The sequence below is a fragment of the Novosphingobium sp. MBES04 genome (assembly GCF_000813185.1).
GTDB classification, from domain to species: domain Bacteria; phylum Pseudomonadota; class Alphaproteobacteria; order Sphingomonadales; family Sphingomonadaceae; genus Novosphingobium; species Novosphingobium decolorationis.
Map to the genome: position 1 here is coordinate 1,693,577 of NZ_DF850489.1, position 22,786 is coordinate 1,716,362.

Consider the following 22,786-nt stretch of genomic DNA (forward strand, 5'->3'; position numbering starts at 1 on the left):
ACCTGTCTCATTTTCCGGCACGTGTACATTTCGTCAATCATTGTCCGTTAGCCATGCCTGCGGAGACTTCGGATTTGCAGCAAGAGAATAGCCCTCGCCTGAACACCGCGAAAGCCGGTCAGCATCCGTTGGTTGTCGCGCAGTATCTGAGGCTGCGCCAGCAGATCCCGGCTCTCTACGGGCTTCTGTCCGCCAACACCACGATCCTGGCCTATACCCATCGTCACGTGGCTCCCGCGATCCTCGCGTACGCGATTCCGGCCGTGCTGATAGGTGTTTCGCTCATGCGCATGGTGATCTGGATCCGGCCGGTCAAGGCGGAATCCTTCGTCCCCAGCCTCGTTGCGGCCAAGCTCCATGCCACGACGCGCCTGTCCTTCGTGTTCTCGCTCGCCTTCGTGTTCTGGGCCTTCACGCTCGATCTCTATGGCGGGCCCTACGAGCATGGACATGTCGCGATCTTCGTGGCCGTGACCCTGCTCGGCTGCGTCTACTGCCTCAGCTTCCTGCCCCAGGCCGCCGAGGCCGTCTGCGTAACCGGAACGTTCTCCTTCCTCGTCCACGCGCTCTACATCGGAACCGAAGTCTACATCGCAATCGCCATCAACCTCGCGCTGGTGGCCGTGGTGATCCTGAAGCTGACCCGCAATTCCTACAACGCCTTCGTGGAGCTCGAGGTCTCGCAGCGCGCGCTCAACAGCGAACGGCGCCAGGCCCAGTCGCTGGGCGAAGAGAACGCCTACCTTGCCCAGACCGATGCTCTCACCGGCCTTCCCAATCGCCGCTACTTCTTCACCGCCCTCGAAAAGCTCCTTGCCGGTTCGCCACGTGATCGCCCGTTTTGCGTCGGTCTGCTCGACCTCGACCGCTTCAAGCCGGTCAACGACACCTATGGCCATGCCAACGGCGATCGCCTGCTCTCCATTCTGGGCCAGAGAATGGTCGAGGCCGCGCCCGCCGACACCATCCTTGCGCGGCTCGGCGGTGACGAATTCGGGCTGATCGTCATGGGCGACCTCCAGCAAGCCGAAGCCGTCGCCCAGCGCCTCGCCGAGGAAATCGGCAAGCCCGGTCAACTGGGCGATGTGGTCGTGTCGGTCGGCTGCTCTGTCGGCCTTGCCTCCTATCCCGAAGCGGCAACGACGGCCAACCTGCTGTTCGACCGCGCCGACTTCGCGCTCTACCACGCCAAGAACCACAAGCGCGGGCAATGCGTGCGTTTTACCGAGGAACTTGAGGCCCTGATCCGCTCGGAGCAGACCCTCGATACCGCGCTCCAGGCCGCTGATCTGGATGCCGAACTCTCGCTCGCCTTCCAACCGATCGTCGATACGACGAACCTGCGCTTCATCGGCGTCGAGTGCCTGGCCCGCTGGACATCCCCCCTGATCGGCGAGGTCTCGCCCGAACAGCTCATCTCCACAGGGGAGCGCCTGGGACGCGCGCGCGACGTCACCCTGATCCTGTTCGACAAGGCGTTGCAGGCGATGGAAGCCTTGCCCGAAAACCTGCGCATGTCCTTCAACCTGTCCGGCCACGACCTGTCGGACCCGAGCACGATTGCCGGGCTCCTCGACCGGATCTCGGGAATGACCTGCTCACCCAAGCGCCTTCTCTTCGAGATCACCGAGACTTCGCTCATCACCGAACTCGAACGCGCCCGCAGCGCGCTTGGCCGTCTTCACGCGACCGGGGCGAAGATCGCGCTCGACGATTTCGGCACGGGCTATTCCAGCTTGTCCTCGCTCCACCAGTTGCCGCTCGATGTGCTCAAGATCGACCGCAGCTTTGCCTCGCAGCTCGACGAAGCAGCGGGGCGAAGGCTGATCACGGCGATCCGCAACCTTGCCCGCTCTCTCGACCTGGAATGCGTTATCGAAGGTATCGAGACCGACAATCAGCTCATCAGCGCGCGCCTGGCCGGTTTTCCGCTTGCGCAAGGCTATCTGATCGCACGGCCCATGCCGCTTGCGGCCCTGTTGCACCGGATGGACGTGGGCAACAGCGTGCACACGCAGCTCGCCCAATAGCGATATCTCTCAGGCCTAGAGCTTGCGGATACCGTAGTCGATGCGGATCCGCACCCAGGTGCCCAGTTGGGCTTTCCCGTTGATCTGAGGCGGTTTCACGCGGAACTGCCAGGCTGCGTTGAGGACCGCGAGCCCGAAGCCCGAGCCCCGCGGCGATTCGCCCAGAATCTGGCAGTTCTCGACCCTGTAGTCGGCAATGGTCTGGCATGCGATGAGACCGTATCCCTCATCGGGGCGCTGCGCAGGCAGATAGCTGGCCAGCTCGGCATTGGTCGGCCGTCGGTACCAATCGGCATTGTAAAGGACAGCGCCGCCCGGCCCCTCGCCGGGTCCGTAGGTCTTGCCGCCTCCCGCTTCGTTTCCGGACGTCGGGGCTGGCGCGCGCATCTTGCCGATATCGGCCGCGGCCATGTCCGTGCTCGACATCTTGAGCCAGGAATAGGCAGGCTTGGGCTGCGGTGCTGTCGGCGCCTTTTCCGGCGGCACCTCGACCGGCTCGACGAAGCGCTCGGGCACTTCGCGTTCGGCGGGCTTTTCCTCTTCTTGCGCCTCTTCCTGCTTTTCCTCGGCGGCCTTGTCGCCCTTGTCCTGCTGCTCTCCCTCGACGTCGAAGCTCGTCACCGTGGGAGCGGCATCGTCAAGACGCGGCGCGATCTGGGTCTGGTAGATCGCCGCGAGCAGAACGAGCACGACGATACCCGCCGACAGCGAAGCCGAGAGGGCGCGCTGGCGCGCGGAACCGGAGCGGTAACCGGTATGGGAAAGTGCCGAGACGTCTCGCATCACGGCCTGCCTTAGCCGTCTGCCAAGAGCGCTGCAATTGCCGTGGCCGCGCAAATGGTGCGTTACGCCGCCCTCATCGGGGGCGTAACGCTATACATCTGATATCAGACGACGATCCGGCCCTCAGTAGCGGCGAGCGACCGCGAACTGGACAGCTTCGGCCATGGCGTCGCGCGCCGCGCCCGACGGGAAGATCGACAGCGCATCGATGGCGCGCTGCGCATACATGCGCGCCCGCTCGCGCGTCGCTTCGACACAGCCATGCTTGTTGATGAGCGTGATCGCGTGGGCGAGGTCCTCATCATCGCAGCGGAAGCCCGCAATGGCGTCTTCCCAGAACTTGCGCTCCTCGGCGTTGCCGCGCGCATAGGCCAGGATCACCGGCAGGGTCATCTTGCCCTCACGGAAATCGTCGCCCTTGTCCTTGCCCGATTCGGCGGCCTCGGAATCGTAGTCGATGGCATCGTCCACCAGCTGGAACGCGATCCCGAGGTTGCGACCATAGGAATCGAGGGCCAGTTCCTCGGCCTCGCCCTTTTCGGCGATCACCGCCGAAATGCGCGTGGCCGCCGCGAACAGCGCCGCCGTCTTGGAGCCGATGATGTCGAGGTAATGATCCTCGCTCGTCTCGATCCGGCGCTGGGCGGTCAGCTGGTCGACTTCGCCGGCAGCGATGATCGAACTCGCCGTCGAGAGGATCTTGAGAACCTTGAGACTGCCATCCTCGACCATCAGTTCGAACGAGCGGGTGAACAGGAAGTCTCCCACCAGCACCGTCGCGGGATTGCCGAACACGATGTTGGCCGCCGCCTTGCCACGGCGCGTTTCCGAACCGTCGACGACGTCGTCGTGCAGGAGGGTGGCGGTGTGGATGAATTCCACGGCGGCCGCCAGCTTGTGGTGGCGCGTGCCCTGGTAACCGCACAGTTCGGCACCTGCGACCGTCAGCATCGGGCGCATGCGCTTGCCTCCCCCGGCAATCAGATGCCCGGCGAGCGCCGGAATCAGGGGGATCTCGCTCTGCATCCGGTCAAGGATGACAGCGTTGACGCTGTTCATGCCCGGCGCCGTCAGCGCCAGCATGGGAGCGAGGGAAGGCTGCGACCCGCGTTCCCGCAAGGATATGACTTCTGCACTCATCGGGGGCGCAATGGGGGCTCGCGCGCTCTGACGCAAGTGCAAAAAGGACGCCTTCGGCTCCATTGCGCGACTGGCCGAGGGGGAAAAGCCATGCTAGCGCGCCCAGACGATGACACAGGATACGCCCGCCTCCGATCCGGTTCTTGCCGGCTTTCGTTCCAGCATCGACAATATCGATGCCGCCCTCATTCACATGCTGGCCGAGCGTTTTCGGATCACGCAGGCGGTCGGCGCCTACAAGGCCGAACACGACCTGCCCGCCTCCGACCCCGGCCGCGAGCAGATCCAGATCGACCGTCTGCGCAAGCTGGCCGAGGAGGCGAACCTGGACCCGGACTTCGGCGAGAAGTTCCTGCGCTTCATCATCCAGGAAGTGATCCGCCATCACGAGCGTGCCAAGAACGCCTGATCCCGCGCACACCCTGCCCGCATACGAAAAAAGCCGTCGCACTACGCGACGGCTTTTTTCGTATGCGAACGGCGCCGCGTCCCGCGGCGACCGAACAGCGCCGAAAGGCTTACTCCGGAACGTATTCCTGGAGCTTGGCCATGAGGGTTTGAATGCGAAGGGCCGCATCGTTGAAGGTCTTCACTTCCGAGCGATTGCCGGTCGATTCGGCTTCCTTGGAGGATTCGAGGTAACCTTCCAGGTCCACTTCCAGGGCGTCGACCAGCATGGCGACTTCGTCCGTGGTCAGCGTCAGGGTGATGTCTTCGTTCATGTCGGCTCCTCGCCTTGTCGCATGAGAAATGGGAATGTCGGTATGGGGGCCGACATAGACCTTCGCGCCCACGCTGCAACCGTTGCCCGGCCACCTTTCCCCCAAAGCGCATGGCCCCGCGAAAGGTTGCCACGCACACCGGAGCTTACACCGCCGCGCGCGGCAGCCGTAACTTGACCAGCAGGCCGCCCAGGTCCTCGCTTTCCGCCAGTTCGACCGAGCCACCATAGATTTCCACGACATCGCGCACGATGGCAAGGCCAAGGCCCGTGCCCGGCTTGCCGGTATCGAGACGTGCGCCGCGATCGAAGATGCGAGGACGCTCGGCCTCGGGGATGCCCATGCCATCGTCCTCGATCCAGATTTCGCAGAGCCCCGGACGGGGATCGGCCCCGGGCGGATCGACCGTCACGAAGACACTGCCGCCCCCATACTTCGCCGCATTCTCGATAAGGTTACCGAGAAGTTCCTCCAGGTCCTGCTTTTCCAGCGCGACCGTGGCGCCCTTGTCACCATCAAGGTCGAAGCGAGTCGTGTCGTAGAGCCGCTCGACCGCGCGGAACACCGCTTCCAGGCTGGGCCAGACCTCGGCGCGCGACATGCCCGCCGCGCGACGTCCGACCGCGCGGGCGCGGGCCAGGTGGTGGTCCACATGGCGACGCATGTTGGCGACCTCGCGGATCACCGTCTTGTCGAGATCGGGATCCTGCGCCGAGGCCGCGTTGGTGACCACCGTCAGCGGCGTCTTGAGGGCATGGGCGAGGTTCCCCGCATGGGTGCGCGCCTCTTCGGCCTGATTCTCGGTATGGGCGAGCAGCGCATTGAGCTCTTCGACCAGCGGGGCGACTTCCTTGGGCAGCGGATCGTTCACCCGCGCCACGCCGGTCGTGCGCAGTTTCTGGATGGCCCGGCGCACATGGCGCAAGGGGAACAGGCCGTACCAGGTCTGTAGGCCCGCCATGAGCAGGAGGCCGACCCCCAGCACCGCGAAACTGTAGATGAGGATCGAGCGGAACGTCTTGATCTGCTCGTCCAGTTCCTCGCGGCTCGCCGCCACGGTGAACATCCACTCGGCATCGCTGCCTGGCAGGATGATCGAGCGCTCCATCACCCGCAGCGGTTCACCCTGGAACTGGTCGGAATTGTAGACGTGGGGCTGCGCGTCGTAGTGATCGGCCGGAACATCCAGCGTCAGATCCCACAAGGAGCGCGAGGAAAAGTCCTCATGCCCCTTGGCGCGAATTTGCCAGTACAGGCCCGAATTGGGTTCAAGAAAGCGCTGGTCGCCCAGCGGCCGGTTGAAATAGACCTCGCCATCGGGCGCGATCTCGGCCGAGCCGATCATGCCCAGCAGCATGTAGCTGAGCTGCTCGTCGAAATTGCGCGTGACGAGGCCCGCCAGCGCACTGTCGAGTGCGAAACCACCCAGCAGCAGCAGGATCGAGATCCAGCCTGCCGCGATCAGCATCATGCGCCGCGCGAGCGAGCCGGTATTGGCCGGCATGTCCTGTGCAGGCACCGGCCCGCGCGCGCTGGTCACCCTCGCCTCTCCCGACGACTCAGGCCCGGGTCGGCTCTGCGGGATCGTCGAGGCTGTAGCCAAGGCCACGGATCGTGGTGATGACGTCGGACCCGAGCTTCTTGCGGATGCGCGTCACAAAAACCTCGATCGTGTTCGAATCGCGGTCGAAATCCTGATCGTAGATGTGCTCGATCAGTTCGGTGCGGCTGACCACCTTGCCCTTGTGGTGCATCAGGTAGGACAGCAGCTTGTACTCCTGCGCAGTGAGCTTGACCGGCTCCCCGGCCAGCGTCACACGGCCCGAGCGCGTGTCGAGACGCACATCGCCTGCGGTCAGTTCGCTGGAGGTATTGCCCGAAGCACGGCGAATCAGCGCCCTCAGGCGCGCGATCAGCTCCTCGGTCTGGAACGGCTTGGCGAGATAGTCGTCCGCGCCCGCGTCGAGCCCGGCGACCTTGTCCGACCACGAATCGCGTGCCGTCAGCACCAGCACCGGGAAGTTGCGCCCTTCCTTGCGCCACATGCCCAGCACCGTCAGGCCATCGATCTCGGGCAAGCCGAGGTCGAGGATGACCGCGTCGTAGTCCTCGGTCGAGCCGAGGAAATGGCCATCTTCACCGTCGACCGAAAGATCGACGGCATAGCCGTTCTGCTCCAGCGTGGACTTGAGCTGGTTGCCGAGTGTGGGTTCATCCTCGACGATCAGGATGCGCAATTCTGGTCCTCCCTCTAGGGTCCCATGCGAGATGGGTGCAAAGCTGTGCAGCGTCAAGCGACGGGAACGCGGGAGGTTCCCGCGACGCGCGCCCGGAGGGACGCGACCGCGACGCTGCCAGGCTCAGTTCGACTGGCCGATGATCCGCCCTGTACGCGCATCCACGTCGACATAGTAGACCTTGCCGTTCTCGATGAATTTCAGGCGGTACGCCATAGCGGCAGGATCGTACTCCGGGCCGATGTACTGCATCCCGCTCATGCGCGGCAGGACGATCTTCTCGATCTGCCGACTGGACAGGATGTTGCCCGCCCGGCGCTCCTTGCGCACCTGGCCCTGCTCACCGTTCTGGGCCTCGGCCCGAGCCGGAAGCGCAGCCGCACCGCCGACCCAGAGAGCCAGAACCATCGCGGCGACCGCTGTGGAAGAAAAGCTACGATATTTCATTATGGTCTGGTTGCCTAAGGCAGAGGGATTGAACAAGCCCTGAATGCCCGATGCGCCATGCAACGGGGCAAGTGTTGTCCATTCGCGACAGGTCACAGCGAAAGGAGCCCGCTCGCAGCCCCAACGACGCTTGCCAGCCCCTGCCCTGCGCCTGTAGGGCGCTGGCATTATGGCAACTGCACCTATTCTCAGCTGGGAAGGCCTCGGCCTGATCCAGGGCACCGGCTGGCTCTTCCAGGATCTCGACATCAACATCGCCCAGCGCGACCGCCTCGCTCTGATCGGCCGCAACGGCGCAGGCAAGACGACGCTGCTCAAGCTGATCGCTGGGATCGTCGAGGCGGACGCGGGCAAGCGCTCGATCCAGCCCGGCACGCGCGTCGTCACGCTGGAGCAGGACCCCTTCTTCACCGGCTATGCCACGCTGCTCGACTTCGCCATCCACGGCGAGGACGGCCCGCAGCCCCACGAGGTGGAAGCGATTGCCGACCAGCTCGGCATCGACCTCTCCCGCGAGGCGAAGAGCGCATCGGGCGGTGAGCGCCGCCGCGCCGCGCTGTGCCGCGCGCTCGCCTCCGAGCCCGACCTCCTGCTGCTCGACGAGCCGACCAACCACCTGGACCTCGCCGCCATCGAATGGCTCGAAGGCTGGCTCCAGCGCTACAAGGGCGCTTTCGTCGTCATCAGCCACGACCGTACGTTCCTCACCCGTCTGACCAAGGCGACGCTGTGGCTCGACCGCGGCTCGATCCGCCGCAAGGAAGTCGGCTTCGGCGGCTTCGAGGCGTGGGAAGAGGAAGTCCAGAAGGAAGAGACCCGCGCGGCCGAAAAGCTCGACGCGAAACTCAAGATCGAGGCGCACTGGCTGGAACGCGGCGTCACCGCACGGCGCAAGCGCAACCAGGGTCGCCTTGCCAAGCTGTGGGAAATGCGCGCCCAGCGGGCCGCGATGATGGGCCCGCAGGGCACCGCCAAACTCGGTGTCTCGGGCGATGGCTCCAAGACCAAGTCGGTCATCGTCGCCGAACACGTCACCAAGCGCTTTGGCGAAGGCGAGAGTGAACGCACCGTCATCAAGGACTTTTCCCTGCGCATCCAGCGCGGCGACCGCATCGGCATCGTCGGCTCGAACGGGTCGGGCAAGTCAACCCTGCTCAAGATCCTGACTGGCGAACTTCAACCCGATGAGGGCACCGTCACGCAGGCCCAGACGATGACCTCCATCGTCCTCGACCAGCAGCGCTCGTTCCTCAAGCCCGAGATGCAGCTGCGCGACGTGATCGCCGAGGGCAGCGACTGGGTCGACGTACGCGGCGTGCGCAAGCACGTGCAGGGCTACCTCAAGGACTTCCTGTTCGATCCCTCGCTGATCGACGCCAAGGTCGGCACCCTTTCGGGCGGCGAGCAATCGCGCCTCCTCATGGCGCGTGAGTTCGCCCGCCCGTCCAACCTCCTCGTGCTCGACGAGCCGACCAACGACCTCGATCTCGAGACCCTCGATCTCCTTCAGGAAGTGATCTCGGACTACGAGGGCACCGTGCTCATCGTCAGCCACGACCGTGACTTCCTCGACCGCACCGTCAACCTGACGCTTGGGCTCGACGGCAGCGGCCATATCGACGTGATCGCCGGCGGCTATGCCGACTGGGAAGCCAAGCGGCGCGAGAGGACCTCGGCCGGCAAGGCAAAGAGCGCCAGCACCGAGACCGCCCCCCCTCCCCCGCCCAAGCCCAAGAGCGCCAAGCTCTCCTACAAGGACCAGCGCGACTATGACCTGCTGCCCGGACGGATAGAGGAACTGGAAGCGGCAATCGAACGCGACGAGACGGCGCTTGCCGACCCGGACCTTTATACGAAGAACCCGGACAAGTTCGCGGCGTTGACCAAGGCCATCGAAAAGGCCCAGGCCGAAAAGGAAGCCGCCGAAGAGCGCTGGCTGGAACTCGCCGAACAGGTCGAGGGCTGACAGAACTTGCCAAATCGGTAATTTGCGAGGAAGGTGGCAAGCCAATCCGGTTATCCGCAGGCCCAGCTTTCCATGCTCGATCGAATCCGCGCCATCCGCCAGCAGAAGGGCATGACCCTGGCGGATGTCGCTGCGGCCTGTTCGCCGCCCACCACCGCCCAGACCATCGGACGGCTCGAAACCGGCGCGCGCACGCTTTCGCTCGACTGGATGAACCGCATCGCCGCAGCCCTCGGAGTTGAGGCGGGAAGCCTCCTGCGCGCCGAAGCGGCAAGCCCTGCCCGCATGATCGCAAGCCATGGCCCAACCGGCCTGCGCCCGCTGAGAGCTCCCCATGACGTCCTACCCCACAGCGAGATCGACCCTCTTGCCCGCTGGGTGGTTCTGGGCATCGAAGTCGCCGCCAGTGACTACCGCGCGGGCGACCAGGTGTGGATGCGCCACCTCGATGCGGGCGCGCTGGCGGCCGCCACGTCGCATCTCATCAATCGTGAGGCCCTGGTCCCCTTGCCGGGGGGACGCGTTTCCTTCGGACGAATCGTAAGTATTTCAACGGATGAGGAACGAAGCCTCGTCACACTGCTTCCTTCCCTTGTCCGGCGCCCGCCTCTCCGCATCGAGGATCCGGAATGGATCGCGTTGGCCGAAACACTCGTGCGCGCCCTCTGAGCGAGCGCGCACCGCAAACGAGGCACTGACATGCGCGTTCTCTCGATAGCCACGCTGTTCCCCAATGCAGTGAAGCCCGGCTTCGGTATCTTTGTGGCCAACCAGATGCGCGCGGTCGCCGCGCGCGGCGATGTCGACCTCGTCATGGTCAGCCCCCTGGGCATCCCACCCTGGCCTCTATCCACGCGCGCACCCTACAGCGCCCTGAAGGACCTCCCCGAAGAGAGCGACGATGCGGGCATCCCGACCTACTACCCACGCTTCACCACCATCCCCAAGCTGGGCGGAGACAGCAATCCCGGCCGAATCGCCAAGGCCATCCTCCCCCTCGTCCGCCGCCTGCACGCAGAAGTCCCCTTCGACCTCGTCGATGCCCAGTTCTTCTTCCCCGACGGCCCGGCTGCGGCCCTTGTCGCGCGCGAACTGGGTATCCCGCTCACGATCAAGTCACGCGGCGCGGACATCCACTACTGGGGACGGCGCGATTCGCCGCGCGCACAGATGCAGCAGGCGGCCGAGCAGGCCGCCGGGCTCCTTGCCGTCAGCCAGGCGCTGCGCGAGGACATGATTGCGCTTGGCATGCCCGAGGAACGGATCGGGGTGCACTACACAGGGCTCGACCGGGAGCGCTTTCACCCCATCGAACGCAGCGCTGCGCGGACCCTGGTCTCGGCCATGCCCGGCCTTGAGATCTGGAACATCGGCCCTCTGATCGTAACCCCGGGGGCGCTCATCGCCCGCAAGGGCCAGCGACTTGTCCTGGAAGCACTCATTCACTTCCCCGAAGCACGCCTCGCCTTTGCCGGCACGGGCGAGGACGAGGCACGCCTGAAGGCCGAAGCGAAGATCCTGGGCGTGGCTGATCGCCTCCACTTCCTCGGCATGGTCAGCCACGACGTGCTTCCCCAGCTCCTTTGCGCGGCCGATGTGATGGTGCTGCCCTCGGCAAGCGAGGGGCTGGCCAACGTCTGGATCGAGGCGCTGGCATCGGGCACACCCATTGTCATTCCCGACATCGGCGGCGCGCGCGAAGTCATGAAGGACCCCAGCGCAGGCCGCATTGCCGAGCGTACCCCCGATGCAATCGCCGAGGCCATCCGCGACATCCTCGCCGATCCGCCGTCGCAGGACGAAGTCGCCGCGAACGTCCATCGCTTCAGTTGGGGCAAGAACGCCGAGAACCTCGTCCAGTTCTGGAGCGATGTCCTGGAAGGACGGCCGGTGCACACAGGGCGCTAGGCTCAGGCCCCGATCCGCCCCCCGCCCTCAGGGCTGTCACGGCGTGTCCGGGGCCGCCTTCTTCACCCGGGCTTCGAGCGAGCCGAGCCGACTCTGGTAGGCAATGGCCTGCATCATCGTCATCTCGGCGGGCGTGACCCTTTCCGGGTCTGCCAGACCAAGGGCTCCTGACCAGGGATTGGGCGCTCCGGGAAAGAAGACCACGACCTGTCCATCTTCCTGCCTTTTGGTCTCGAAGGCCAACTGCGAGAAATCGTCGAGCCGGACCCAAACCGGGATCAAGGTAGGATCAGCCTCGTGAGAAGGCCCGCCGCCAGCAAGCGATTTGAAGAACAGGTAGAGCGGGATCTTGTTGAGGAGCCCTTCCTCCAGCCACTGCACCAGGCGGACCGCGGCGCGCGTCCTGGCGACCAGCCCGGCAAGGTAGCACACCAGAACGAGCACGATGACGGAGAGAATGTCGAGGAACAGGACGTCGTTGACCGAGTCGATCTCGAAGAAACCGGAAAAGAGCATCGCGAGCTTGCGCATGAAGCCGAGAGCCTTTCCGATAATCACGGCGATCACCACGAGTGGAACGAGGAAGAATGCTCCTCCAATCACAGTAGACTTGAAGAACCCCACGCCAAGATACATGCAAATACCCCCAACTCGAGGCCCGCACGATGGTCGGTTCAACTGGCACTGTCAAAGCAAACTGGGAGACAACACCAAGCCGCGGCCATGAAACCTACGGATGGTGACTTCCTCCTCCGGAACACGCCTCACATTCACGCGCATAAAAAAAGGGGCGCCCGAAGACGCCCCTTCTTCGTATCTATCGTGACCGCAGCTTTTACGGCTTGGCCGCACGCTCGCGCGCGAGGCGCTCCTGGCGGTCGATGTCCGATTCGTTGGGAATGAAGCTCTCACCCGAGACTCCCAGCCAGATCAGGATCGGCGCGGCCATGTAGATCGAGCTATAGGTACCCACGAAGATACCCACCGTGATCGCCGCGACGAGACCGAACAGGCTCTCGGGACCAAAGATCAGGAGCGGGATCAGGGCAACCAGCAGCGTGGCTGAGGTCATCACCGTACGCGCCAGCGTCTCGTTGACCGACATGTCGAGCAGTTCGGGCAGCGGCATCTTGCGGTATTTCTTCAGATCCTCGCGGATACGGTCATAAACGACGATGGTATCGTTCAGCGAGTAGCCGATGATCGCCAGGATCGCCGCGATGATCTGGAGCGAAAACTCCATCTGGAACAGCGCGAACATGCCCAGCGTCAGCGAGACGTCGTGGAACAGCGCAAAGAGCCCCCCCACGCCGAACTGCCACTCGAAACGCACCCAGATATAGAGCGAGATCGCAAGCATTGCCGCGCCCAGCGCCCAGATCGCCATTTCGCGGAACTCGCCCGAGACCTTGCCCGAAACGGTGCTCACACCATCGATGCGCACATCGGGATAGGCCGTCGAAATGGCGCTGGTGATCTGCTTGGAGATCTGCGCCGCCGCGCCCGGATTGCCTTCGGCTTCCTCGGGCAGCTTGGAGCGGATCGAGACTTCGTTCGCTTCGCCGAAGCGCTGGATCACGGGCTCGCCATAGCCAAGCCCGCCGATCAGCTCGCGAAGGCTCGCGATCGGGGCCTCCTCCTGCTTGGTGAAGGTGGCCTGGATTTCCTGACCGCCCGCAAAGTCGACGCCGTAGTTCAGGCCCTTGGTAAAGACCAACCCCCAGCTCGCCGCAATCAGCAGGCAGGAGATGATGTAGAACGGCACCCGCCAGCGCAGGAAGTGAATGTTCGTGTTGTCGGGGACAAGTTTGATGAGGCGCATGAGATCAGCCTTCAGATGGTCAGGTCTGCGGGACGCTTCGCGCGCAGCCAACCGGCCACCCACATGCGCGTCATGGCAACGCCGGTGAAGACGCTGGTGAACAGGCCGATGATGAGAACGACCGCGAAGCCGCGCACCGGACCCGAGCCGAACGCAAAGAGCAGAACACCGGCGATGAAGTTGGTGATGTTCGCGTCATAGATCGCGCGGCTGGCTTCCTTGTAGCCGTTCTCCACCGAGGTGAAGACACGCCGCCCACGCTTGCGCTCCTCGCGGATACGCTCGTAGATCAGAACGTTGGCATCGACCGCGGCGCCGATGGTGAGCACGAAACCGGCAATACCCGGCAAGGTCAGCGTGGTACCGATCTGCGCCATGATGCCCAGGATCATCAGTACGTTGATGATGAGCGCGAAGGTCGCGTAGATGCCGAAACGGCCATAGGAACCGACCATCAGCGCGATCACGAGCAGCGAGCCCACGCCCATGGCGATGAGGCCCTTCTTGATCGAGTCGGCACCAAGGTCGGGACCGACGGTGCGCTCCTCGACCACGGTGAGGTCGACCGGAAGCGCGCCCGAGCGCAGGGCGATGGCGAGCTGGGTCGCCGATTCGACGCTGAAGCTGCCCGAAATCTGCGCACTGCCGCCCAGGATCGGCTCGTTGATGCTGGGGGCCGACAGGACCTTGCCGTCCAGGATGATGGCGAAGCGCTTGCCCACGTTCTGCTGGGTCAGTTCGGCGAACTTCGCGCCGCCCTGCTGGTTGAACGTGATCGAGACGACCGGACGGTTGGTCTGCTGCTCGAAGGACTGCTGCGCGTTGGTCAGCTGGTCGCCCTTGATGCCGCCCAGGCGCTTGACCGCGATGGCCGAGACGCCGCCCACTTCGCTGCCTTCGGCGTAGGGCACGATCTCGTCGCCCGGAGGCGCGATGCCGTTCGCCACGTCGTTGGGGGCCGCATTCTCGTCGACCATCTTGAATTCGAGCTTGGCGGTCTGACCGATCAGCTGCTTGAGCGCATCGGGGTCATCAAGCCCCGGGACCTGCACGACGATGCGCGCATCGCCCTGGCGGATGATCGTGGGCTCACGGGTACCGAGCGCGTCGATACGCTTACGCACGACCTCGATGGCCGAATCCATGGCGTCCGAAGTCGCCTGGTCGAGCCCTTCCTGGGTCGGCGTGAGGATGAAGCGGTTGCCGTCCTCGACGCGGATGTCCCAGTCACGCTGGCCGGTGAGCCCTGCACCCGTGGTGAGATTGACCAGTTCATCGCGCGCGGCGTCGACCTGGCTTGCATCCTTGAGCATGAACGAGAGGCGGCCATTGGTGCGCGAGATGTCGCCGATGGCGATACCCGGGCTGGCGGCGCGGAAGCGGGCGCGCACGCTCTCTTCCATGTTCTCGATGCGCTGTTGGGCGACCTGGCCCTTCTCGGCCTCAAGGAGGATGTGGCTGCCACCGGCAAGGTCGAGGCCCAGGTTCACCTGCGCATTGGGAAGCGCAGAGGGCCACGGCGCGTTCGCCAGGGAAAACAGCGAAGGCAGGGCAAGGGCCGCGCAGATCAGCGCGACACCCCAGAACCAGACCTTCTTCCATACGGGAAAATCGAGCATTGCCTTGTGCTTTACTCCAGGAGGACGAGGCTAGACAGACGTGGCCGGCCCTACGCAGGACCGGCTCTTGCCTGAACAAATCAGTCGTTCGCGGGCGTCTTGCCGGCGGGCGGGATGACGTCGCTGATGGTGGACTTCACCGCCTTGACGACCATGCCCTTGGCGAGCTCGACCTCGACGTAGTTGTCATCGACCTTGACCACCTTGCCCACGAAACCACCGCCGGTGAGGACTTCGTCGCCGCGCTTAATCGATTCCAGCTTGGAGCGATGCTCCTTCTGCTGCTTCATCTGCGGACGCAGGATCAGGAACCAGAAGATGAGCGCCATCGCCACGAAGGGCAGGTACTGCAGCCAGGCGGGGGCAGCGCCACCCGATGCGGCGGCAAGCTGGTTGAGAATCGAGCTGTTCATGGAACCTAAGAAACCTTCTATGTCGTCGCCCCGATCGCCCGCGCGCTTCGCAAGCCGGCCCTCCTGGACCGACCCGGCGCACCGGGCATCGAGGCACTGCCCCTAAAGGGCTGTACCGGATGCGGGCGGTTAGCAACAAAGCGCCAAGCTGGCAACGAACCTGCCGACTCTCACCCCAGCCCGGCGCGGAAGGTAGGCAGCCAACCGCAGACTTCCAAGGCCGTTTGAAGAGTTTGCGAAGAAACCTTGCCGATCATGTCGATAGAGGGTTGCGCTCCTGAAAAAGCCCGCCTATAGGGCGCCCTCCGGTCGGGACGTAGCGCAGCCTGGTAGCGCATCACACTGGGGGTGTGGGGGTCGGAGGTTCGAATCCTCTCGTCCCGACCAATTCTACAAGTCATCACGGGATGACACGAAACGGGTCGCGAAAGCGGCCCGTTTTCGTATGTGCGCGGCCCGTAAGTTGCCACCAGGGTTTCCGCCGCTTTCCGCCCGTTCCCGGGCCGCAACGACGGGCTCCAAGGGGCAGTCATGCGGCCACATGCCCGGGCACGAGGCCCTGCGGTTTGATCGCAGAGCGGCGTTCGGCGGTCCCAGCGGACGGTTGCAGATCGAATCACATTGACCACGCGGACGGGTTGCAGGCCGAATCCTCCCGCTGCCTCGGGGACCCCAGACCGGCGAGGCGACTGACGACACCCGAAACAGCGATTCGGCTCTTCATGCAGGCCCCTGACCCCGGGTCCGCCCCCTGCCCGGGACGAGAGGCTCAGCGCGCAATTGCGCGATGCCGACCTTGCCGCCTATGAGAGAGACCACGCGCCAACGCTGCCCACGGGCAAACGGTGCAAGTTCAAGGAAGTGCAGCCCACATGATCCCCAAGCTCATCTATGTCCTCAACGGCCCCAACCTCAATCGGCTGGGCAAGCGCGAACCCGGCATCTACGGCGCGCAGACGCTCGAGGATATCGGCGCCAGCCTGCTGGAACGCGCCGAAGCGCTGGGCTGCACCATCGAGATGCGCCAGTCGAATCACGAGGGCCAGCTCGTCGACTGGCTGCACGAGGCCGAAGACAAAGGGGCGCACGCGGTCCTGCTGAACGCGGGTGCCTACACGCACACCTCGATTGCCCTTCTCGACGGCATCCGGGCTATTTCCGCGCCCGTCATCGAGGTGCACCTGTCCAATCCTCACACGCGCGAGGAATTCCGCCATGTCAGCTGGGTGGGACAGGCCGCGAAGGGAACCATCGCGGGTTTTGGCGCGAACAGCTACCTGCTGGCGCTGGAAGCCGCCGCCGCGCTCTGAAGCTCTTCAGGGGCCGCCCCATCAATCTGCGAGTGAGGGTGTGCACACGAGACGCTGCCCGGTATCGCTACGCACCGCAATGATGCCGTAAAGCTCGATACGCTCAGCAAGGCCGGATTCCGCCTTGCCCGCGGGTTCACCCTCGCTCTGGTCGACAAGTCCCACCTGGCAAACCCCGCCCTTCACCAGAGACAGGAGCAAGCGGCGCATATCTTCCACGGTGCGCTGTGGATCATCGTGGACGGGCACATAGGCAAGTTCTTGGGATTTCAAGGCTTCGGGAACGGGTATGGGCTCAGGCCCTTCGCCATCCAGCGGTGTCATCAGAAGCTCGCGCTTCACTTGCGTACCAACCTGCGCAATCGCCCTGCCGTTCGCCGTCCACGTCAACGTATCGGCATCGAAATCGAGCGGCACACCCTGCTTCTGGAGGGAATATTCGCCCCCGAAAGTCGGCGTAAGCTCGAACGCCTTGCCCTCGTCCTGCCCCCCGCGCGTGAACCACCAGAAATTGGCACCGACCAGCGCCAGCGCCACACCGACCAGCACGGCGCGGCGAACTTTGCGGGAATTGGGCATGCGAAAGGCTCAGACCTCGAGCGGAACGCCCGGAATGCTCTTCGATGTACGGATCGTGAGCGAGGTCTTGACGCTGTCCACGTTGGGCGCGGGCGTCAGCTTGCTGGTCAGGAATTCCTGGAAGCTCTGGAGGTCGCGGCTGACGATCTTCAGTATGAAGTCGATTTCGCCGTTGAGCATGTGGCACTCGCGCACTTCGGCAAGGCCCTTCATGTGGTCCTCGAACGCACGCAGCGCTTCCTCGGCCTGACTCTTGAGGCTGACGAGCGCGAAGACCGTGATCGTGAAGCCCAGTTTCGAAGGGTCCAGATCGGCGTGGTAGCCTGAATGATCCCAGCCTCCTCGAGGCTGCGCACGCGGCGCAGACACGGCGGCGCGGTCAGGCCGACGCGCTGAGCCAACTCGACGTTGGTGATCCGCCCCTCATCCTGCAACTCGGCCAGAAGCCGACGATCGATTTCATCCAGATTGATCATGTCCGAATCCCGAAATTCACCCCAGGCCTTCGCTTCAGGCCACATTGTCGACGAAAACGCACGCAAAACGACGCTTTCCTGAAATAATATTATCCCTTAGCGTAATCGTCCCGCTTTGCAACGCTTTCCCTTGGTCACTTTTGCGAAACGGTTGGTTTGCTAGGGGAAAACAATCCCGCAAATCGCCTTGCGACGTGCTACGGGATCCGCACTGGCCCGTAACGAGACCCGCTCCCGCCGGCTCTCCCTTGGATTTGAATGCACTTCGACGATCGCCTTTCCACGGTTTTGCGCCATTCCGCGACCAGCGGAACGCTTGCGCGCATCCAGTACAGACAGCTGATCGACATCCTGGCGCAGGCCCCTTCCGGTCTCGTCACGGACCTGACCGAGGCGGGTTACGCCCGCCTTGATTCGCTGGGAGCAACGATTCGCGACACCGATCAGGCCGAACTGATTCGCCAGTCCCTGGTGCGCCTTACCAATCCCCGCCTCCTTGCCCTGCTCGCCGAAGCCGGCCCCCAGGTCGCCAGCGCCGCACTTGCCAAGACGCGACTGAGCGAAGCGGCCTGGCTTGACCTGATCCCGGCCCTGCCCGTCCACGCCCGCGGCATCCTGCGCCACCGCCGCGACCTGCCCCCGCGCGTGAACGACATGCTGGAACGGCTGGGCATCGGCGACCGGGCGCTTCCTCCCATCGCGGCCGCATCAGCCGCGACCGAGACGCTCGCCCCCAGCGCAGAGCGATCTGCGGGCGAAGCCCTCGAACCGCCGGCCCCTCAGCAGACAGAGGAACGGCCTGGGCATATGGCAAACGCCGGAGTTCAGGCCCGGACACTCGGCGCTGGTCGAGTTCCCTCGAACGAAGCGGAAGTCGAGGAACTCGTGCTCACGCAATTGCTGGGCGACGAACCACCCGCCGCCCCTCCATTCCCTGCACACCGCCCGGAAGCGGACCAAGGCCCGCCCGTGAGCACCTTTGCGCCGCCGCATGATCCCGCGCCTTGCGGGAGCACGCGCGCCGCGACACAGGCGCCCTCCACCATCCCCACATCGCTGCGGGAATGGGCGCGTCTGCGCGCGTCGGGGCCCCTCACCCCGCCGCCACCGCCACCGCTCGCTCCGGACGGCCCCGGGGATCCGGGAATCGGCGCGATCGTACGCCGCATCGAGGAATTCCGTCGAAGCCGCCAGAAGCCCCAGCCCTCGGAGCCTCAGGGCGATTCGCCCCGGCTGCCTCTGGGCGATGCCATCAGTGAAGCCACGCAGGGCCCCACGACCCTCGATTTCGCCACCGATGCCCTTGGCCGGATCACCTGGGCCGACGGCCCCTTCGCCAGCGCGGTCACCGGCTTCCTTCTCCCTGTCCACGAGAGCGAACAGGAAACGATCGCGACCGCTGTTCGGCACGGGCAGCCGATCCGGGGAGCACGTATCCAGCTGTCGGGCCAGGCCGCGATCAGTGGCATATGGCAAGTCGACGCCGCCGCCTGCTTCGACCAAGGCACGGGACGCTTCACCGGCCATAGCGGCCGCTTGCGCCGCCCCCACCCCTCGGTGCGGGATACGGCGAACGCCAGCGCCAGCGCCGAGGCGGACCGGATGCGCCAGGTTCTTCATGAACTGCGCACCCCGGCAAACGCCATCCAGGTTGCTGCCGAGATCATCCAGCAGCAACTCTACGGCCCTGCCCCGCACGAGTACCGGGCGCTTGCGGCCTCCATCGCGGGCGATTGCGCGCATATCCTGGCCGGTTTCGAGGAACTCGACCGACTGGTCAAACTCGAAACAGGCGCCTTGTCACTCGACCCGGGGCTCTGCAACTTCGCGCTTGTCACCCATCGCACGATCCAGCGCCTGGGCAGTTGGACGGGCCCGCGCAACAGCGGTTTTCGGCCCTCCCCGGACCTCGCCGACGCGCAGCTGCCCATCGCCCTCGAACACGACGAAGCCGAACGCCTCGTCTGGCGCCTGCTTGCCGCGCTCGCAGGCGCGTCGGCCAGCGAGGAGCGTCTGGCACTCCACTGGGCCGAAAATGGCAGCGACCTTCGCATCTGCCTGCAACTGCCCAAGACTCTCGCCGAGCGCGAAGGCGACGCGCTGTTTGCGATCGGCGACATCGGGCGCGGACAGGCCCTGACAGCAGGCGTATTCGGGGTCGGCTTCACCTTACGCCTTGCCTCAGCCGAAGCCCGCAGCGCCGGGGGCGGCCTGCAGCGCATTGCCAATGAACTCGTGCTTACGTTACCCTTGGCCCGGGTGAAAGACGCACGCCCTGACCTGGCGAACCTCGCTTCCTGAAGGAGGCAGACAACCTGGCCGCGCGGCGCCGGAGACAAGGATAGAGGCGGTCGTGGCCGAACCCAACATGCTGCAGCGTCCAAGGCCAGAAAGCCGGGCCCGTTTCCACGACGACTTCGGGCAACGCTTTCTCGTGACGGTCGATACCGAGGAGGAGTTCGACTGGTCCCGCCCTCTGGACCGCGAAGGTCACACTCTCCTCAGCGTCCCAGCCTTGCGCAAATTTCAGGAATTCTGCGAGGGATACGGCGTAACTCCGGTCTACCTCGTCGACTTCCCGATCGTGAACACGCCCCTTGCCGTTCAGGCCATCGGAGAGGCCGTCCGCGAAGGACGCGCCGAGATCGGCGTCCAGTTGCACCCCTGGGTCAACCCACCGTTCGAGGAAGAGATAACCGCCTACAACAGCTTCGCCGGCAACCTCCCGCGCGAACTCGAAGAGGCCAAGCTGCAGCGGCTGAAAGCGAAGATCGAGGAGGTTTTTGGCGCCCCCCCCTTGATCTACCGCGCCGGACGCTATGGCCTGGGCGCGGATACGGCCTCGATCCTGCGCGCCAACGGGATCGCCATCGACAGTTCGGTACGGGCCCGCTTCGACTACAGCGGCGAAGGTGGTCCCAACTATCGCCATCATCCCTGCCACCCCTACTGGGTCGGCACCGATGATCCGCGTATTCTCGAACTTCCGCTGACAAGCCTCTACTGGGGCCCGCTGCGCCAGCTTGGTGACTGGATCTATCCCAGGCTCTGGCGCGCACCTCGCCTGCGCGGCATGCTGGCACGTCTGGGGCTTCTTGAACGCATCGCCCTCACCCCCGAAGGGATCACCGCGCACGAGGCCATGCGCGGAGTCGACATAGCCCTCGACGACGGTGTGCCCGTCCTTGTCTTTTCCTTCCACAGCCCCTCGCTCGCACCGGGCTATACCCCTTACGTGCGCGATGATGCCGAACTCGACGCCTTCTATGCCTGGTGGCGAACCCTCTTCGACTACCTTGCGACCCGCGGCGTTTCCTCCACCAGCGTCAAGGACATCATGCGCTGCGTAGAGCTGCCCTGAGCACTTGCGGACAAAGCACGATTTTAAGCGCGCCAACGCTTGCCTAGCTGCGACAGCCAAGCTAACGCGTCTCTCGCCCGGCCACGCCGATAGCGCCGGGCGGCACGGTTGGGGCCTGTAGCTCAGCGGTTAGAGCTGGCCGCTCATAACGGCTAGGTCGCGGGTTCGAATCCTGCCGGGCCCACCACCCTCGCCTTCACGGGCGACAGCACGTGGCCCAACATCGGCGCCCGATAGGTCGGGGAGTGGCGCAGTCCGGTAGCGCGCCTGCTTTGGGAGCAGGATGTCGCAGGTTCGAATCCTGTCTCCCCGACCAACTTCTCAAGCACTTAGCACCTTCCTTCCTAAGCCGGTTTACAACCGGTTTACACAATCTCACTTTGTTCCACGGCTGATCCGCTCGGCCATGGCCACCACCACTCGGGCCTGGTCGACGTATTTGAGCCGAATGAAGGCCACATCCTTGGTATTCCAACCAAGGATGTCCGCGATCTCCTGATCGGTCAGCCCGGCTATCATGCAACGCGTGGCGAACGTCCCCCTCAGGTCATGCAGATTGACTTTCACGCCGCTTTCCTTCTTGGCGTCATGGAAGCGGCTACTGAAACCCATGGGTGTCCATGGTCGCCACATGCTGTTGCTCAGAATCGTTTCAGGCAGTGGCTTACGCTTGCCCTCAGGCCTTGCCGCCATCTCCAATGCATGCCGAGCCTTTATCCCGTCGAGCACGACTCGCGTCTCGGGCAACAAGGGGATCACGATGCGCGCGCGGCCGCGGCTTTTTCCGGTCTGCCAGATGATGGCATGCTCACCCACGGCGCACCACGGGACGCCGACCAGATCACCACGCCGAAGGCCAGTGCAGGCCGCCAGCTCGACGCCTTCACGAACTTCGTCGCACGCATGCAATTTGAATGCTGCAAAGTCAGCTTCGGTCCAAACGATGTCAGCGCGATTGCTCTCGTAAAGCTGATCAATCCCTGCCGCATGATTCTTGGCGAGACGTCCTCGGTCGACGCCCCACGACAGGAGACGCGATAACACCTGCATCGCCATGTCAGCACTGCGCGGTCGATCCGCATAGCCATCGCGCCATGTGAGGATGTCGTTCCTAACTCGCCGATCATCGAACGCAGCCAGCGGCGCTCTTCCGAACTTGCCATCGATCTGGTCAAGCCAGGGGCTCCATCCACGCTGGGTTGTTTGAGCGAGCCTCTTCCATTCAGGACTCGAACGATAGCCCACGATCAGAGAACTGACGGTCCCGTCTGCGATGCCACCCTCACCCTTCGATCGCGCAGAAGCAATCGCGTCAATGATTTCTCCCGTCAGACTGGGACGGACGCCCCCAACTTGCTTGTGCACACAAGGTCCGCCGCGCCAAGCATAGACATACCAGCGAACCGGCCTTCCCATCCGCAGTTTCTTGACGATGTGCGGCCCCTGCACCATCGCTAGCGCCCCGCACTCTTCCATTCGTCATACGCGTTCTTGGACTCAGTGCTGCGCACAGCTTCCCGAGAAAGAATTCGGATCGACCGGTCAGGCGTCAATTCCAACCCGCCAATCTCATGACCAAGGTCCGCGTATAGCTTGAGGTACGCTTTGACGCGAGCAGGTGAGGCATAGCCGGGACGACGAGGATCTTCTGAGTTGTCCATTCAACTTCTCCCCGATTTTGGGCGTGTTTCCTGCGCGCTAGTATCTGCATTCGCTTCCAGGTTCCGGGGCCAAAGCTGACTAGGCGCAAGGCCCGCTGCTTCGGCAAGAGCCAAGCGAATACGACGAGAATTAGACCTGCCATGGGCAACGAGCGAGACTGCGGCACGCGTTACGCCAACCGTCCTACCGACCTCCGCGAAGCTTGATCCCCGCATCTGTAGAAGATCTTTCAGAAGCCTCGCAGTATTGATCCTGTTTGCCATTGCTCCAACTTTCGGTAAGTTGACGACATGATCACAACGTAACCTAAA

20 protein-coding genes, 3 tRNA genes and 3 pseudogenes are annotated in these 22,786 nt (G+C 64.1%); 13 read left to right on the top strand and 13 right to left on the bottom strand.

Going from position 1 to position 22,786, the window contains the following annotated elements; translation table 11 throughout:
• Positions 1-74 precede the first annotated feature (74 nt).
• Positions 75-2,030 carry a putative bifunctional diguanylate cyclase/phosphodiesterase gene (locus tag MBENS4_RS21390; protein ID WP_242405039.1) on the top strand — a complete coding sequence of 652 codons (1,956 nt, stop codon included), beginning with the start codon at positions 75-77 and terminating at the stop codon, positions 2,028-2,030.
• A 15-nt stretch (positions 2,031-2,045) separates the two neighbouring features.
• On the opposite strand, the gene MBENS4_RS21395 is transcribed toward MBENS4_RS21390, so the two are convergent.
• Complete coding sequence (locus tag MBENS4_RS21395) at positions 2,046-2,813, bottom strand: energy transducer TonB family protein (protein WP_039394589.1); 768 nt, start codon at positions 2,811-2,813, stop codon at positions 2,046-2,048.
• A gap of 123 nt (positions 2,814-2,936) precedes the next feature.
• Positions 2,937-3,953, bottom strand: coding sequence for a polyprenyl synthetase family protein (locus MBENS4_RS21400; RefSeq protein WP_039394592.1), 1,017 nt, complete (start codon positions 3,951-3,953; stop codon positions 2,937-2,939).
• A 109-nt stretch (positions 3,954-4,062) separates the two neighbouring features.
• Between MBENS4_RS21400 and MBENS4_RS21405 the strand changes: the two genes are divergently transcribed.
• Complete coding sequence (locus tag MBENS4_RS21405) at positions 4,063-4,362, top strand: chorismate mutase (protein ID WP_039394595.1); 300 nt, start codon at positions 4,063-4,065, stop codon at positions 4,360-4,362.
• Positions 4,363-4,471: 109 nt separating this feature from the next.
• On the opposite strand, the gene MBENS4_RS21410 is transcribed toward MBENS4_RS21405, so the two are convergent.
• From MBENS4_RS21410 to MBENS4_RS21425, 4 genes are all read right to left on the bottom strand, one after another.
• The gene (locus tag MBENS4_RS21410; RefSeq protein WP_039394598.1) at positions 4,472-4,675 is read right to left on the bottom strand and encodes a hypothetical protein; all 204 of its coding nucleotides are present in this window, start codon (positions 4,673-4,675) and stop codon (positions 4,472-4,474) included.
• A gap of 145 nt (positions 4,676-4,820) precedes the next feature.
• A complete protein-coding gene (locus MBENS4_RS21415; protein ID WP_144401048.1) occupies positions 4,821-6,179 on the bottom strand; it encodes a sensor histidine kinase in 1,359 nt (452 codons plus the stop codon).
• A 55-nt stretch (positions 6,180-6,234) separates the two neighbouring features.
• Positions 6,235-6,912, bottom strand: a complete 678-nt coding sequence (locus MBENS4_RS21420) for a response regulator transcription factor (RefSeq protein WP_039394601.1) — start codon at positions 6,910-6,912, stop codon at positions 6,235-6,237.
• Between the two features lie 123 nt (positions 6,913-7,035).
• The gene (locus MBENS4_RS21425; protein ID WP_039394604.1) at positions 7,036-7,359 is read right to left on the bottom strand and encodes a PepSY domain-containing protein; all 324 of its coding nucleotides are present in this window, start codon (positions 7,357-7,359) and stop codon (positions 7,036-7,038) included.
• Positions 7,360-7,528: 169 nt separating this feature from the next.
• On the opposite strand from MBENS4_RS21425, the pseudogene MBENS4_RS27675 reads away from it, so the two are divergent.
• The 5 genes and pseudogenes from MBENS4_RS27675 to MBENS4_RS21440 form a co-directional block, all read left to right on the top strand.
• Positions 7,529-7,960: pseudogene (locus MBENS4_RS27675) on the top strand (ATP-binding cassette domain-containing protein); the annotation flags it as partial.
• A gap of 30 nt (positions 7,961-7,990) precedes the next feature.
• Positions 7,991-8,824 (top strand): annotated as a pseudogene (locus tag MBENS4_RS27680) (ATP-binding cassette domain-containing protein); the annotation flags it as partial.
• Positions 8,825-8,980: 156 nt separating this feature from the next.
• On the top strand, positions 8,981-9,325 hold the full coding sequence (locus tag MBENS4_RS27685) for a hypothetical protein (protein ID WP_445321532.1): 345 nt from the start codon (positions 8,981-8,983) through the stop codon (positions 9,323-9,325).
• 72 nt (positions 9,326-9,397) lie between these two features.
• Positions 9,398-9,994 carry a helix-turn-helix domain-containing protein gene (locus MBENS4_RS21435; RefSeq protein WP_039394609.1) on the top strand — a complete coding sequence of 199 codons (597 nt, stop codon included), beginning with the start codon at positions 9,398-9,400 and terminating at the stop codon, positions 9,992-9,994.
• A 30-nt stretch (positions 9,995-10,024) separates the two neighbouring features.
• Positions 10,025-11,233: a glycosyltransferase gene (locus MBENS4_RS21440; protein WP_039394612.1), complete on the top strand. Its 1,209-nt coding sequence runs from the start codon at positions 10,025-10,027 to the stop codon at positions 11,231-11,233.
• 36 nt (positions 11,234-11,269) lie between these two features.
• Here MBENS4_RS21440 and MBENS4_RS21445 read toward each other — a convergent pair whose 3' ends face one another.
• The 4 genes from MBENS4_RS21445 to yajC all read right to left on the bottom strand — a co-directional run bounded on the left by MBENS4_RS21445 (position 11,270) and on the right by yajC (position 15,087).
• The gene (locus MBENS4_RS21445; protein WP_159108114.1) at positions 11,270-11,791 is read right to left on the bottom strand and encodes a DUF502 domain-containing protein; all 522 of its coding nucleotides are present in this window, start codon (positions 11,789-11,791) and stop codon (positions 11,270-11,272) included.
• Positions 11,792-12,068: 277 nt separating this feature from the next.
• A complete protein-coding gene (secF, locus tag MBENS4_RS21450) occupies positions 12,069-13,055 on the bottom strand; it encodes a protein translocase subunit SecF (RefSeq protein ID WP_039394615.1) in 987 nt (328 codons plus the stop codon).
• A gap of 11 nt (positions 13,056-13,066) precedes the next feature.
• The gene (secD, locus tag MBENS4_RS21455; RefSeq protein ID WP_039394618.1) at positions 13,067-14,674 is read right to left on the bottom strand and encodes a protein translocase subunit SecD; all 1,608 of its coding nucleotides are present in this window, start codon (positions 14,672-14,674) and stop codon (positions 13,067-13,069) included.
• A gap of 80 nt (positions 14,675-14,754) precedes the next feature.
• Positions 14,755-15,087 (bottom strand): preprotein translocase subunit YajC, encoded by a 333-nt coding sequence (yajC, locus tag MBENS4_RS21460; RefSeq protein ID WP_039394620.1) that lies wholly within the window; start codon positions 15,085-15,087, stop codon positions 14,755-14,757.
• A gap of 310 nt (positions 15,088-15,397) precedes the next feature.
• Here yajC and MBENS4_RS21465 point away from each other — a divergent pair.
• Together MBENS4_RS21465 and aroQ are read left to right on the top strand one after the other, a co-directional pair.
• Positions 15,398-15,474, top strand: a tRNA-Pro gene (locus MBENS4_RS21465).
• 485 nt (positions 15,475-15,959) lie between these two features.
• Positions 15,960-16,397 (top strand): type II 3-dehydroquinate dehydratase, encoded by a 438-nt coding sequence (gene aroQ, locus MBENS4_RS21470; RefSeq protein ID WP_039394623.1) that lies wholly within the window; start codon positions 15,960-15,962, stop codon positions 16,395-16,397.
• 21 nt (positions 16,398-16,418) lie between these two features.
• Here aroQ and MBENS4_RS21475 read toward each other — a convergent pair whose 3' ends face one another.
• Positions 16,419-16,976 (bottom strand): hypothetical protein, encoded by a 558-nt coding sequence (locus tag MBENS4_RS21475; protein WP_039394625.1) that lies wholly within the window; start codon positions 16,974-16,976, stop codon positions 16,419-16,421.
• A gap of 9 nt (positions 16,977-16,985) precedes the next feature.
• A pseudogene (locus MBENS4_RS21480) lies at positions 16,986-17,452 on the bottom strand (Lrp/AsnC family transcriptional regulator).
• 258 nt (positions 17,453-17,710) lie between these two features.
• Here MBENS4_RS21480 and MBENS4_RS21485 point away from each other — a divergent pair.
• The 4 genes from MBENS4_RS21485 to MBENS4_RS21500 all read left to right on the top strand — a co-directional run bounded on the left by MBENS4_RS21485 (position 17,711) and on the right by MBENS4_RS21500 (position 21,129).
• The gene (locus tag MBENS4_RS21485; protein WP_039394629.1) at positions 17,711-19,753 is read left to right on the top strand and encodes a hypothetical protein; all 2,043 of its coding nucleotides are present in this window, start codon (positions 17,711-17,713) and stop codon (positions 19,751-19,753) included.
• Positions 19,754-19,805: 52 nt separating this feature from the next.
• Positions 19,806-20,813, top strand: a complete 1,008-nt coding sequence (locus MBENS4_RS21490; RefSeq protein ID WP_144401029.1) for a polysaccharide deacetylase family protein — start codon at positions 19,806-19,808, stop codon at positions 20,811-20,813.
• Positions 20,814-20,924: 111 nt separating this feature from the next.
• Positions 20,925-21,000: transfer RNA gene (locus MBENS4_RS21495), tRNA-Ile, on the top strand.
• Between the two features lie 52 nt (positions 21,001-21,052).
• Positions 21,053-21,129, top strand: a tRNA-Pro gene (locus tag MBENS4_RS21500).
• 59 nt (positions 21,130-21,188) lie between these two features.
• Here the strand turns inward: MBENS4_RS21500 and MBENS4_RS21505 are convergent.
• Entirely contained in the window at positions 21,189-22,265 is a 1,077-nt protein-coding gene (locus MBENS4_RS21505) for a tyrosine-type recombinase/integrase (RefSeq protein WP_159108115.1), read from the bottom strand.
• Positions 22,266-22,786 lie beyond the last annotated feature (521 nt).

Excerpts from the sequence above, each read along its gene's own strand:
- MBENS4_RS21405 (WP_039394595.1), top strand. The coding sequence starts at position 4,063 with ATGACACAGGATACGCCCGCCTCCGATCCGGTTCTTGCCGGCTTTCGT.
- MBENS4_RS21410 (WP_039394598.1), bottom strand. The coding sequence starts at position 4,675 with ATGAACGAAGACATCACCCTGACGCTGACCACGGACGAAGTCGCCATG.
- secF (WP_039394615.1), bottom strand. The coding sequence starts at position 13,055 with ATGCGCCTCATCAAACTTGTCCCCGACAACACGAACATTCACTTCCTG.
- MBENS4_RS21425 (WP_039394604.1), bottom strand. The coding sequence starts at position 7,359 with ATGAAATATCGTAGCTTTTCTTCCACAGCGGTCGCCGCGATGGTTCTG.
- MBENS4_RS21475 (WP_039394625.1), bottom strand. The coding sequence starts at position 16,976 with ATGCCCAATTCCCGCAAAGTTCGCCGCGCCGTGCTGGTCGGTGTGGCG.
- MBENS4_RS21435 (WP_039394609.1), top strand. The coding sequence starts at position 9,398 with ATGCTCGATCGAATCCGCGCCATCCGCCAGCAGAAGGGCATGACCCTG.
- secD (WP_039394618.1), bottom strand. The coding sequence starts at position 14,674 with ATGCTCGATTTTCCCGTATGGAAGAAGGTCTGGTTCTGGGGTGTCGCG.
- yajC (WP_039394620.1), bottom strand. The coding sequence starts at position 15,087 with ATGAACAGCTCGATTCTCAACCAGCTTGCCGCCGCATCGGGTGGCGCT.
- MBENS4_RS21505 (WP_159108115.1), bottom strand. The coding sequence starts at position 22,265 with ATGGTGCAGGGGCCGCACATCGTCAAGAAACTGCGGATGGGAAGGCCG.
- MBENS4_RS21415 (WP_144401048.1), bottom strand. The coding sequence starts at position 6,179 with ATGCCGGCCAATACCGGCTCGCTCGCGCGGCGCATGATGCTGATCGCG.
- MBENS4_RS21440 (WP_039394612.1), top strand. The coding sequence starts at position 10,025 with ATGCGCGTTCTCTCGATAGCCACGCTGTTCCCCAATGCAGTGAAGCCC.
- MBENS4_RS21395 (WP_039394589.1), bottom strand. The coding sequence starts at position 2,813 with ATGCGAGACGTCTCGGCACTTTCCCATACCGGTTACCGCTCCGGTTCC.
- MBENS4_RS21400 (WP_039394592.1), bottom strand. The coding sequence starts at position 3,953 with ATGAGTGCAGAAGTCATATCCTTGCGGGAACGCGGGTCGCAGCCTTCC.
- MBENS4_RS21485 (WP_039394629.1), top strand. The coding sequence starts at position 17,711 with ATGCACTTCGACGATCGCCTTTCCACGGTTTTGCGCCATTCCGCGACC.
- aroQ (WP_039394623.1), top strand. The coding sequence starts at position 15,960 with ATGATCCCCAAGCTCATCTATGTCCTCAACGGCCCCAACCTCAATCGG.